The following is a 13,336-nucleotide window of genomic DNA, read 5'->3' on the forward strand; positions in this document are numbered from 1 at the left end:
CCCACTCCTATCTTCGAGCCTGCCCATCATGAGTCTGTTCTCCGCTGTCGAACTGGCGCCGCGTGACCCCATCCTCGGCCTCAACGAAGCCTTCAATGCCGACACGCGGCCGAACAAGGTCAATCTCGGCGTCGGCGTCTACTACAACGAAGAAGGTCGAATCCCGCTGCTGCGCGCCGTCGCCGCAGCCGAGAAGGCTCGCCTGGCCGCCAGCGCCCCGCGTGGCTACCTGCCGATCGAAGGGATCGCCGCCTATGACAGCGCCGTCCAGCAACTGCTGCTCGGCAAGCAGTCCGAGCTGATCGCCAGCGGACGCATCGTCACGGCCCAGGCCCTGGGCGGTACCGGTGCCCTGAAGATCGGCGCCGACTACCTCAAGCGCCTGCGCCCGGACGCCGTGGTAGCCATCAGCAACCCGAGCTGGGAGAACCACCGCGCCCTGTTCGAGTCGGCCGGTTTCCCGGTGCACAGCTACCGTTACTACGATGCCCAGAGCCATGGCGTGGATCGCGCCGGCATGCTGGAAGACCTGCAGGCGCTGCCCGCCGGTTCGATTCTGGTACTGCATGCCTGCTGCCATAACCCGACCGGTGTCGACCTGACCCTGGAAGACTGGAAAGCCGTACTCGACGTGGTGCGTGCCAAGGGGCATATCCCCTTCCTCGACATCGCCTACCAGGGCTTCGGCGAAGGTCTGGAAGAAGATGCCGCCGCCGTCCGCCTGTTCGCCGATTCGGGCCTGAACTTCCTGGTTTCCAGCTCCTTCTCCAAATCCTTCTCGCTCTATGGCGAGCGGGTTGGCGCGCTGTCGCTGGTCACCAGCAGCCGCGACGAGTCGGCCCGCGTGCTGTCGCAGATCAAGCGCGTGATCCGCACCAACTACTCCAACCCACCGACCCATGGCGCCACCGTGGTGTCCGCGGTGCTCAACGACCCTGAACTGCGTGCACTGTGGGAAGCCGAACTAGCGGAAATGCGTGACCGCATCCGCCAGATGCGCCTGAGCATGGTAGAGCAGTTGGCCGCCAAGGGCGCCACCCAGGACTTCAGCTTCGTCGCCCGCCAGTGCGGCATGTTCTCCTACTCGGGCCTGACACCCGAACAGGTCGACCGCCTGCGCGAAGAGTTCGGCGTCTATGCCATCGGCACCGGCCGCATCTGCGTGGCAGCACTGAACCAGCACAACCTCGACGCCGTGACCGACGCCATCGTCCGCGTTCTCTGAGGGCATTACACGTTTGCAGGGGGACTTGACTTCCCCTTTGCAAACAGTAGGATACGCACCGTTATTCCGCGATAGCTCAGTCGGTAGAGCAAATGACTGTTAATCATTGGGTCCCTGGTTCGAGTCCAGGTCGCGGAGCCAACTTCAAAGCCTCGGCATAAGCCGGGGCTTTTTTTCGCCTGCCGGACTCTCACCAGGGACTGCGTCCCAGGTTATTCGGCCTGCGGCATCAGCCGTAATGTTGTTCACTCCAGGTTGTGCGCGCCTGTTCCCCTCTCCCTAACCCTCTCCCCAAAGGGGCGAGGGGACTGATTGCGTTTGCCCGTTTCTTATGTGAACAGCATCCGGCCAAATGCTTACCGCGCGACTAGATCCCACCGGCCTCGCTTCTCGAGCGCTCGCAAGCCAGCCTCAGTCGCTCGTGGACATCAGGCGGGATGGGAGCCGTCATCATTGCCCGATACTCCATGCATTCGTTCGTTTCCGAGAAAGCATTCTCGGGGGCTTGCGTAGCGGATGATCCGCAGCCGGCCAGGCAGCCCATGGTCGTAGCAGCAATCAGCAATCGCATCGGGTATCTCCCCATGAAAGGTCATCGAGGCGTTCGACCCTGAGTCGTGGCGAAAACTCCCGGGCATATCGCCTCGTTCCAACCATGTCGGAATTCGAACGGCACAGACGAAAACGGCCACCCTGAGGTGGCCGTGGTTATCGCTGCAGTGCGCCGTCCCTGGCGCGTGGATCAATCAATGATCGCGTTGGAGACTTCCAGCTTGATCTGATTGCTTTCGAACGTGGCCGTGTAGACGGTCGTTTCCGCCCCTCGGACACCCTCCCCCCAGCCGTCCAGGCTGATGGTGTCTTCACTGTCCCCAAGGATCTTCAGGGTATTGCGCTCATCGGTGATGCTGAAAACATCCTCGACACTCAGGCTGCTGATCTTGCTGGCACCGCGACCGAGCATATCGATGACCTCGATATTCTTCAGCTTGCTCGCCAGGTCATCACCCGTCAGGTCATCGCCGAAGCGCAACTGGATGGTGTCGTCGCCAGCACGCCCGTTGATTTCCTTGCCAGTCCATAACAGCGTGTCGTTATTAACGGTAGGAAGTTTCTCCGAAACATTGATGGTGATGTTCTCAGTGGTCGGACTGCTATCAGCCCCGACGATCTGCCCTTCGCGATCGACTTCATTGGTCCAGGCCGTAACGCTGATCGTCTTCCTACCCTCGGTCTGCGCATGGAGGAATCCGAAGTCATCCAGTTCCGCCTGCGTCAGGCCGGTGATGGTGTAGGTTTCTACGCCGTCTACCTCCCCGAAATTGACACGACCGGAATCGAGTTCCGTACCATTGACGTAGAACACCACCTTGTTGCCATCCTGGAAGCCGCTCAGTTGCAGCGTGGTGAGCTCGTTGTGTTCATCACTGGCTCCGGCAGGCGTCTGGTCTTTCATCGCTGCGTTGAGGTTCAGAGTGATGACATCACCGGCTTTGCCGAAGCTGAGGGTTGGTGCCAAGTCCAGGCCGTCGGCCTTGGGCTCGACCGTAAAGTCGAACTTGATCGGCCAGGCGGTCGGCTCGGCACCGGCTTCACCGCTGACGAGATAGAGCGTGAGGTCTTCCAGCGTGCCGCTCCAGTGGGCCGGTGGCAGGATGCCGATGTAGCCTGGCAGGGCACTGCTACTGACTGGAATCGACCAGGTACCACCGCCGGCGTTGCTGGCCAGCACAGCCCCCGAACCATCCGGGTTGGCGCTGTACCAAACTGTAAAGTCCTTCGGCAGCCCTTCGAGGAAGGCGGACTGCAGTTCCTCACTGGCATCAGGCAGAGCATCGCCGGTCATCACCAACTGGGTCGGTAACTTGCCAACACCACCATCATGCTCGGTTCCCTCCGAGGTAATCACGACAGTCGGCTCGGTATTGGTCGGATTGACCGTCAGGTTTGCCTGGCCACCGGACAGTACGGTGACACTGCCAGCCTCCTCGTTCTGTACCCAGGCCTTGAGTGTCACCGAGCCCTTGGGGTAATCGCCGGAGGGCTTATAGCTCAGCACCACGTCGACACCCGGCTGCACGCCCTCGAGCACGTAGTACTGACCGTCGGGAAGATCTGGCACGCCTTGTACCGCCTTGGTGCTCAGGGCTTGTCCATCCTGCAGCAGTTCGCCCGGCAACCCGGCACCGTCGAGTTGCAGGTACAGCTTGCCGTCGATGATCGTCCAGGCGTTCTGATCCGCCGGGTTGCTCACGTTGAGGGTGATGGTGATCTCTTCACCTTCTTTGACTGTCGGCGCGTTGATACCAATGGTCGCGGAGTCGGTCACCGGCTGCAGCTCGACGCCTGGCTTGACGTTCCCTTCACTGCGCACCCCGGCATTGTGCAGGGTCACCGTCACATCCAGACCCAGGCTGTCGCCATGATTGCGGTTGGCATCCGCTGGCGCTCTGACGGTGATCTGGTCGAGGGCTGCCTTCAAGGCATTCTCTGCCGTGGCGTTGGTGACGCCGGTGACGGTCTTCGTCCACAACACCACGGGCTGACCGTTCTCGATCACCTCGGTACTCGTCATACCGGGTGCCGAGAAGCTCGTCTCGTCGCTCGGCGCGGTGCGCAGTGTGATCGTCATGTCGTAGGACGCCATATCCGTCGGCGAGGTGTCGAAACTGCCCGAGACCACCTGCGACAGGAAGAACTCCTGATCCTCAGTCTGCTCTGCTCCAGTCTCGCTAAGCACCACTTTTGGCAGAGTGCCCTCACCCGGCTCAAAGGCCGCCGTCAGGTTCCAGGTGATCTGATCCTGTTCGACCAAGTTGGAGCCGGTGTCCTTGGTGAACGTCGTGATGGTGATCGGCACATTGTCGATGTCACCAGCCGAACCATTGACCTGGAACACGATGTTCCTGGCGATATCCCCCGTGAACGTATTCTCCGGCAGCGAGGTATCGAGCAGGATCAGCCACTGGCCCGCACCGGTGAACTGCGCACCCTCGACAGCGACGCCATCCGGCACACCCTGGATCAGGATATGGGTCAGACGTTCGCTGCCATCGATGTTGTCCACGGCACCGCCCGCATTGTCATCTGGCTGCTTGGCGATATTCAGGGAAACGGTGACGTCACCGGCCTCGGTCAACGTGACCGAAGAGGCGCCTGTATCACCATTGATGGCAGCCAGTGTCAGCTCGATCGGATCGGTCACGGCCTGGAACGACAGGGTGTGTTCGGTGCTCTGCCAGCCAGTTTCGACCGGCCCGGTAGTGCCATCGACAGCAGTGTCGGTCACCTTGTACTCGATATCGAACTTGATCTCGCCACTGAAGTTAGCCGGGCCCTTGGCGTAGACGCTATTCACGTCAGCACCGGTCAACTCGTACCAGCCGCCAGTTGCCACCAGCGGCGTAGTCCCTGCCGCGTCGCTGAAGAACTCGACACCCGGCACCGCTTCGAAGCGCACTGCACTGATGACCTCGTCCGTGTCGCCGTTCTGGTAGACAGGAGACAGATCCAGCCGGGTTATCTGATCTTCCGTCATCTCTGAGTTGCTATTGAGCGTCGCCTCAGGCGAAGGCGTTACCTTGAACGAGACGTTGGCAGGGGCAAAGAACGTATCCGACGGGTTGTCGCTTTCCGTGACTACCGGCTGGGCATTGAACGTCACCGTGCCGCTGTAGTTGGCCGGCAGCTTGATAAATACCGTGCCAGCGGCGATCTGCTGCGGCGTAACCACCCAGACCCGATCCGTACCCGAGGCATTGCCCACCACCGGGCCGGCACCTTCCACGGAGAAGCCATCGGCCAGGCCGCTGATACGCAGGGTGATGGTTTCCGAGCCATCGCCTGTCGTTTCACCGGAGCGCAGCTCGGTGATCAGCTTACTGAGGTCGACCTTGTTCGGGTTGGTGGCATCGGTGTCGAGATCGTTCTCGATATAGACCTGGCTGTCATTGATCTCCAGCACTGGCTTGTCCGGTACGCCCAGGATGGTGATGGTGATCGGCAGGATATGCGGCGCCGATGGATCCGAGGTGATGGTCCGCTCCACGCCGTCCTTATCGATATACGTCAGGGTATCGATGGACTCCGCCTTGACACTCAGTTCGATGGTTTCGTTGCTGTTCAGGGGCGGAATCAGGGTGGGCTGATTGGCCTTATCGAAGTGGATAATTTCCAGCTTCGAGTTCACGGCAGTTGCCGTGAATGTCTTTTCAACCGAAACACCGTTTTCGATTGCCCAATAGGTGATGCTCGCCCCATTCGGAATACCCTCGATCGTGACGTTGAAGGTCTCGGTAGGATCATCGCTGGTCGGGTTGATATTCAGAGCGATTGGCTTGCCGGTGTCTTCCTTGGTAAGCACACCCTCGCGTCCAGCATCTTCATTCGCGGTGATGCGGGCATCGACCTTCAAGGTCACCTGATCGGCCACCGGATGGAGGATCACATTGGTCAGCCAGGCTTCGCCGGAGACCGCAGGGTCGGTCGCAACGTTCGTATTTTCATCGTAGTCGATGGTAACCGCCTCGACCTTGATGCTGAGCACCCCCTTGAAGTTGTTCGGGCCACGCACCTTCAGGGTATCCAGAAACGCAATGGGAATATCCACAGGCGTGCCGTTGTACGGTACCTCCTTAAGGTCACTGCCATCGTTGTACTGGAAATAGGTGCCTTCTAGGAGTGTCCCTGGCCCACCCTTAGTCACATCGTAGGGCGTCAGGCGGGCGAAGGTCTCTTCGCTACCCTCGCCTGCAGTCCCGCCATTCTCGACACCTCGGCCGTCCTCGTTGCTCCAGGGCGCCTTGAGGTCGAAGCTGGACGGCGCGATATCAGAAGACAGATCGAACCAGTCATCTTCCTTACCCTCCCTCTGGAAGACATGGTTACCGTTCATGGTCAGGTCTGGAGTACTGTTGCCATCTGTATCGCCATCAACTCTCTCGGCGACCGGCTTGACCGTTACCTCCAACTCCTCGGTACGAGAGACTTCCTGACTGGTAACACGCGAACCATTGACCGTATTGGTGTCCTCGCTGACAACCGTAACGGACAGAGCGATGTTTTTGCTGCTATGAGCAGGAGGAGTGACCTTGAACTGCTTGAGCAGCGCTTCCCGATCAGCCTGACTGACCCCGGGAGTGAACGTGATTGTGTAGACACTACCATTCCAGCTACCGCTCCAGTCAGCCGAGGTGGCTGGCGTGACCATACTCCACTTGCCCGAAGCATTGCTCCATTCATTCTGAGCATCGTTCACTGTCCACTCACTAGGAACAATGAACGACAACGTTTTGATGACCTCCTCATCCCCGGTCGCAGCACCTGGACTTTCATCCGTAACGCGGATATTCGCCAGGAAAGCGATTTCCGTGTCCTCATTACCTTCCGCCCCACGGATCTGAAAGTCTCCAGCGATAGGGTTGACATAGAGATCAAGTGTGATGGTGTCATGCTCAACCTCGGGCGCATCGGGCATCCCAGGTTTTGCGTCATCGCTATCGCTATCGGAGTCCAGCGCCCACAAGGTCACTTTGACATTCTCGATATCGCCACTGAAATCCTTGGGCGCCTGGATCGTGATATTCGGCAAACCACTCTGCGGAACACTGATATAGGGCAGATTGGGATAGAGGGGATCGCTGCCATCCATGGTCTGCAATGTTGTCGTGCCCCCCAGGGTGTAGACAGTGCTACCGACCGTCACGATAGTGCCATCCGGCAGCCCCTCGAGGATCAGGCGACGCTCCTCACTGCCATCGGTATCCTTAATGGTCGCAGAGAGAATATTGCTCAGGTTGAATGACGCATCCTCATTGAAGGTCACCGTGGCGGACTTGTCCGAGGAATCGACTACAACCGTTACATCTTGCTGTGCACTGCCCTGCTGAACGGTCAGGATCACCTCATCCGTCACCGCCAGCACATCGACCTTGATGACCTGGCTGCTGCTAGCACCCGGCAAATCAACCGGCTGCTTATTGCCATCGTTCAGACGCACGCCGTTGCCATCGACTTCATAGCTGGTAACTTTCAGAGTCAGGTCGAAGTTGGTGTGGTCATTCTCTTTCGGCAGCACAAACAGTTTTTCGTACTCGTCCTTGGTCAGGAGGTAAATACCCTGGCTTGCATCATCGGCGTCTGGCAGACCTGCAATATGGTAGCCAGGTACACCCTTGATGATGAAGGTGAAGCTGCCATCGGTGGCCGGGGTCAGCTCGACGCCTGGTGTGCCGACGTCGTCGGGATCGCCCTTGTACAGCTTGGCGCCAGTGGGTAGATCATCCAGGCTGATCGCACCCAAACGCTCCGGGTAGTCAGCAGCGGCATTGCCAGCTCGGGCATTGTCGGTAATCACCGGCAACTTCAGACCCAGAGCCCGAGCAGTGTCCTCCGGTGTCTGCAGCACGACAGTTTCCGGGTTGCTCTCGCTACCATGCGGCAACTGCGGAGCATCGGCTACCGGCTTGACCGTCACCTCGACGGTAAAGGTCTTGGTCTCGCCATTGACGACCGTATTGTAGGTAAAGGTGTCCGTGCCGCTGTAATTGGCGTTCGGCGTATAGGTGATGGTGCCATCCAGGTTGACCTCTGCCGTACCGAATTTCGGGGCGGTGGTCGGGTCACTGCCGGTGCCGGTACCGGTACCGGTGCCAATGCTGGTATTGCCCTTAGTAGCATCGGCGTTGGCAAAAAAGGTGCTCTGCGAGTCCTCATCCAGCGCTATCTTTCTGGGGGCAGCACTATCCGGCGCATCATCGACAACCTCGACCGTGAACACGGTATCGACATGGTCACCGTCACGATCGGTCACACGGACATGGTCGAACACAATATCGAGCTCGGCGACACTGCTACCGCCCACGATATGGTCCAGCGGCAGCTTCAACTCGAAGCGATAAGCAGGGTTGGTATCCGGATCAACGATATCGGCGATGAACACAGGCTCCGAGGAGCCTGTACCACGGTAAGCCGTCAGGGTATGGCCGTCGTTGCTGACGACATAGCGCAGCGCCTGACCGGCGGACGTCAGGTTCAGGCTCTCCAGGTGTGCCTTGGTCGAATCCACAAGCTCATCCGTGAAGCGCACATCACCGGCACCATCCGCACCAAATTTCACATTCAGCGAAACCGTCTTGATCGTTCCCGACGCGTCGGGCTGGGTACCATTGGCCAGGTTCGCCTCATCGAAGGTGGAAACTGACGGCGGGGTGGTGATGCTCGGACCATCGTCCTTGAAGCTGAACTTGTTACCGACATTGACGGCGGTACTCGAAACGACATCGCCATCGGCATCCGTGGCGGTCGCCGTCAGGGTGATCACCGAGGACGACAGGCTGATCGAGTCGTCGGGATTGCCGGTATCCGGGTGCTGCAGAGACCGTACCTGGGTCAGGGTCACCGAACCCGTCGTGCCATTGATCACGATATGGAAGGCTATATCGCCACTGGCATCCGCTACACCCGAGGTGTTAGCGACACGGCCAACAATGTAATTCCCCTCCTTGTAGAGGTAGACACCCTGCCCGCTGGCCACATCCACGACACCACTGGGCGCGCCACCCGCGGCGACATTAAGGGCAAAGACCAGCGCATTGTTCGTAGCGGCACCATCGGCACCGTAGTTGACGCCGAAGACACCCTCCACGAAGGTCGCGTCGGTCGCGGGCGTACCCAGCGTGGTTTCATCGACGGTCAGGCTGCCCAGCTTCGAAGCATCGGGAGTAATGACCGGCACATCGTCGACGATGGTAATGACCAGGTTGCCGGTCGCTTCCGCGCCGCCGGCGTCGATCACTTTCAGCGCGACACTTTCGCTGTTGCTACGCCCTACGTTCGGATCGAGCGGGTCGGCCGGCGTACTCTGCACATTTTCCAGCTCGTAGTTGAACTTCAACTCGCCCAGGGTCGGTACGCCGCCGACACTCGTGGTGACATTGAACCCGGTCAGGGTCAGCTTGCCTTCCGAGGTCTGGATCTCGATATGGGTGGATGAATCCTGCGGATCAAGCGCCAGCAGGCTCGACAGGCTGACGGGGGTGCTGCCGATCTCGATGGAATCCAGTCCGTCCGGGGTGGTGATGGTGATGCTGCCCGCGCTGATATGAGTGCTGTCCGCACCGGTCAGGCCGCGCTCATGGACGGTCACATGGCCGAGTTGGGTGAAGTCCGACGGATTGTTGCCGTTCACGTCCTCAGGCACGATGGTGGGCGGGCCATCGGTACGGCCATTGATGGTGATGGTCAGCTTGGCGGTGTCCGCATCGCCATCATCGTCGGTCAGGGTGTAGGTGAATACCTCGTTCAGGGTATCGCCGTTCTTGAGCGCGTTGACCTCGGCGTTGTCATTGTCCAGCTGGTAGCTGTAGCTGCCGTCGGGGTGGATGGTCAGCGTACCGAACTCGCCCTTGATGACCAGGGCGCCGTTGCTCAGCGTAGAGGTATTGGTCGTGACGTTGTCGCTGCCGATGGCGGTGACGGTCGCACCGTCCGCGCCGACACGGTCGGCCTCGTCATCGCTGGACGCACCCGAGCCGCCAATCACGTTGCCGGTGACCGGGGCCGTGGCATCTTCGGTGATGCGGTTGGCATCGTCCTCGGCCTTCGGCGCATCGTCGATGATATTGATCACCAGCTTGCCATTGGCGCTCTCGCCACCGGCATCGGTCACCACCAGGGGAACCTCGTCCAGGCCATTGTCACCACGACCCGGCACGGAGTTGTCGTAAGGCGTGGTCAGCTCATAGCTGTAGTGCAGCTCGCCCACCGTTGGCACGCCGCCCACCGAGGTGGTGACGTCGAAGCCGGTGATGACCAGTTCACCGTAAGGTGTGGGGATACGGATATGCGTGGTCGGATCGGCCGGATCGAGCGCGCCCAGGGTTGTCAGATCGAGTTCGCGGCCACCAACGGTGATCTTTTCCAGACCATCGGGCGCGGTGATGTCGATCACGCCCGTGGTCTTCTCGGAACCGTCGCCATCCACCAGGCCGGACTCCTGCACCGTGGCATGGCCAATGGTCGCGACCGTCGCTGGGTCGTCGGAGCCGTTACCGTCTTTCGGAACGATGGTAGGCGGGCCGTCGGTCTTGCCGTTGATGGTGATGGTCAGCGTGGCAGTGGACTGGTCGCCGTCGTCATCGGTCAGGGTGTAGCTGAACACCTCGTCCAGGGTCTTGCCATCTTTCAGCGCATTGACCGCCGGGTTGTCGTTGTCCAGCGTGTAGGTGTAGCTGCCGTCCGGGTTCAGCGTCAGGCTGCCGTACTGCCCGGTGACCGTGGTCGAGACATTGCCGTCGGGCACGTGGCTGCCGGCTTGTACGGTGCCCGATACGACACCGGTGACCTCCGCGCCATCGGCGCCCAGGGTATCGGCTTCATCGCCCGGGGCCTGGCCGGTCACTACGTTACCGGTGACCGACAGGTCGTTTTCATCGATTTCGCTGGCATCGTCACGCGCCACCGGCACATCGTCGACGATGGTGATGACCAGGTTGCCGGTCGCTTCCGCACCGCCGGCGTCGATCACCTTGAGCGGTACGCTTTCACTGTTGCCCAGGCCGGCACTCGGGTCGGCCTGGGTGGCCGGAGTGTTCTGCACATTTTTCAGCTCGTAGCTGAACTGCAACTCACCCAGGGTCGGCACACCGCCGACACTCGTGGTGGCATTGAACCCGGTCAGGGTCAGCTTGCCTTCGGGTGTATTGATCTCGACATGGGTGCTTGCATCGCTCGGGTCCAGTGCCAACAGTTGCGCCAGGCTGACAGGCTCGCCACCGATCACGATGGAGTCCAGTCCGTCCGGGGTGGTGATGGTGATGCTGCCCGCGCTGATATGAGTGCTGTCCGCACCGGTCAGGCCGCGCTCATGGACGGTCACATGGCCGAGTTGGGTGAAGTCCGACGGATCGCTGCCGTTCACGTCCTTCGGCACGATGGTGGGCGTGCCATCGGTACGGCCGTCGATGGTGATGGTCAGCTTGGCGGTGTCCGCATCGCCATCATCGTCGGTCAGGGTGTAGGTGAATACCTCGCTCAGGGTATCGCCGTTCTTGAGTGCGTTGACCTCGGCGTTGTCATTGTCCAGCTGGTAGCTGTAGCTGCCGTCCGGGTGGATGGTCAGCGTACCGAACTCGCCCTTGATGACCAGGGCGCCGTTGCTCAGCGTAGAGGTATTGGTCGTGACGTTGTCGCTGCCGATGGCGGTGACGGTCGCACCGTCCGCGCCGACACGGTCGGCCTCGTCATCGCTGGACGCACCCGAGCCGCCAATCACGTTGCCGGTGACCGGGGCCGTGGCATCTTCGGTGACGCGGTTGGCATCGTCCTCGGCCTTCGGCGCATCGTCGATGATATTGATCACCAGCTTGCCATTGGCGCTCTCGCCACCGGCATCGGTCACCACCAGGGGAACCTCGTCCAGGCCATTGTCACCACGACCCGGCACGGAGTTGTCGTAAGGCGTGGTCAGCTCATAGCTGTAGTGCAGCTCGCCCACCGTTGGCACGCCGCCCACCGAGGTGGTGACGTCGAAACCGGTGATGACCAGTTCACCGTAAGGTGTGGGGATACGGATATGCGTGGTCGGATCGCTCGGATCGAGCGCACCCAGGGTTGTCAGATCGAGCTCGCGGCCACCAACGGTGATCTTTTCCAGACCATCGGGCGCAGTGATGTCGATCACGCCCGTGGTCTTCTCGGAACCGTCGCCATCCACCAGGCCGGACTCCTGCACCGTGGCATGGCCAATGGTCGCGACGGTCGAGGGGTCATCGGAGCCGTTACCGTCTTTCGGAACGATGGTAGGCGGGCCGTCGGTCTTGCCGTTGATGGTGATGGTCAGCGTGGCGGTGGACTGGTCGCCGTCGTCATCGGTCAGGGTGTAGCTGAACACCTCGTCCAGGGTCTTGCCATCTTTCAGCGCGTTGACCGCCGGGTTGTCGTTGTCCAGCGTGTAGGTGTAGCTGCCGTCCGGGTTCAGCGTCAGGCTGCCGTACTGGCCGGTGACCGTGGTCGAGACATTGCCGTCGGGCACGTGGGAACCTGCCGGCACGGTGCCTGGCACGACGCCGGTCACCAGGGTGTCATCGGCGCCCAGGATATCCTTGCCGCCACCACCGCTGGCACCGTCGATAACGTTGCCACCCACCGTCGGGGTGTTTTCGTCGATGGTCGCCAGGTCATCCACGGCCTCTGGAGCCGTGTCGGTAATCCGCACGACCACTTCGCCCGGTGGCGAGGTCAGGTTGCGCTGGTCGGTAACGATGATCGGGAAGGTATCGGTGATGCTGTCATCGCCGCCGCTGTGGTCCTTGCTGTTGCCATTCTGCTGATAGGTGTAGGTGACCGTGCCGGTAAGCGGGTCATAGCCGGTCAACGTCAGGTCGCCTTCCTTGCCGGGAACGACGATATGCGTGGTCGGATCATTCGGGTCCAGCGAACGCAGGGTGATGTCCGTGACGGTCGTGCCGTCGACGGAAACACTCTGCAGGCCATTCGGTGCGGTGACGACGAACGTCCCGGTGGCGGGCACCGTGGCATTCTCGGGGATGGTCAGGATCGAGGACGTGGTGCCCGCGAAGAGCGGCACCGTGACCGACGGCATGCCACGGCTGCCGTTGTCTTCGCCACGGTGCTCGTAGCGCCAGTCGGTGTCGAACTCACGGTCCGGCAGGCTCATGCCCAGCGGGCGGAGTATTTCCTGGATACGCGCCACAGTGATCGGCGTAATCCCGTCGGCTTCGATGATTTCACCGATGCGCACCAGCTCGACAAAATCGTGCCCGGCCGGCTGGCTGGAGCCACCTTGACGCTCAGGGGCACGCGGCGCCTCTTCGTCACGGGTCAGGCTCGCCAGTTGCGGCAGCGTCTCACTGCTGGGGACCGGCGCACTCGGCGCGATCTGGCCGAGGTCTGCCTGCTGTTCGCCCAGCAGGGTGAGCAGTTGGTTGTTGCCAAAATCCAGTTCAACGCGAGCGCCCGGTTCGGTGACCAGTTTTTCGTCGCGCTGCAACACATCTCCGACCTTGATCTCGCGCCGCTCGCCATTGGCCGAAACGGCCCAGGCTTGACCAACGAGAGAAGCTACGGTTGCCAGATTGTTCATAGTGGACC

At 60.8% G+C, this 13,336-nt stretch carries 2 protein-coding genes and 1 tRNA gene; 2 read left to right on the forward strand and 1 reads right to left on the reverse strand.

Translation table 11 applies throughout. The annotated features are described in order from the left end of the window. Positions 1-28: 28 nt before the first annotated feature. Positions 29-1,225: an amino acid aminotransferase gene (locus tag HW090_RS05585; RefSeq protein WP_179112551.1), complete on the forward strand. Its 1,197-nt coding sequence runs from the start codon at positions 29-31 to the stop codon at positions 1,223-1,225. Between the two features lie 65 nt (positions 1,226-1,290). Next, positions 1,291-1,366, forward strand: a tRNA-Asn gene (locus tag HW090_RS05590). 601 nt (positions 1,367-1,967) lie between these two features. Here the strand turns inward: HW090_RS05590 and HW090_RS05595 are convergent. Further along, the gene (locus HW090_RS05595; protein WP_179112552.1) at positions 1,968-13,328 is read right to left on the reverse strand and encodes a VCBS domain-containing protein; all 11,361 of its coding nucleotides are present in this window, start codon (positions 13,326-13,328) and stop codon (positions 1,968-1,970) included. Between the last annotated feature and the right edge of the window lie 8 nt (positions 13,329-13,336).

Origin of the sequence: Pseudomonas sp. ABC1, assembly GCF_013395055.1 — a bacterium.
In the GTDB taxonomy this organism is placed as follows: domain Bacteria; phylum Pseudomonadota; class Gammaproteobacteria; order Pseudomonadales; family Pseudomonadaceae; genus Stutzerimonas.

Bases quoted from the DNA above. Each gene is read 5' to 3' on its own strand.
- HW090_RS05595 (WP_179112552.1), bottom strand. From the start codon at position 13,328: ATGAACAATCTGGCAACCGTAGCTTCTCTCGTTGGTCAAGCCTGGGCC.
- HW090_RS05585 (WP_179112551.1), top strand. From the start codon at position 29: ATGAGTCTGTTCTCCGCTGTCGAACTGGCGCCGCGTGACCCCATCCTC.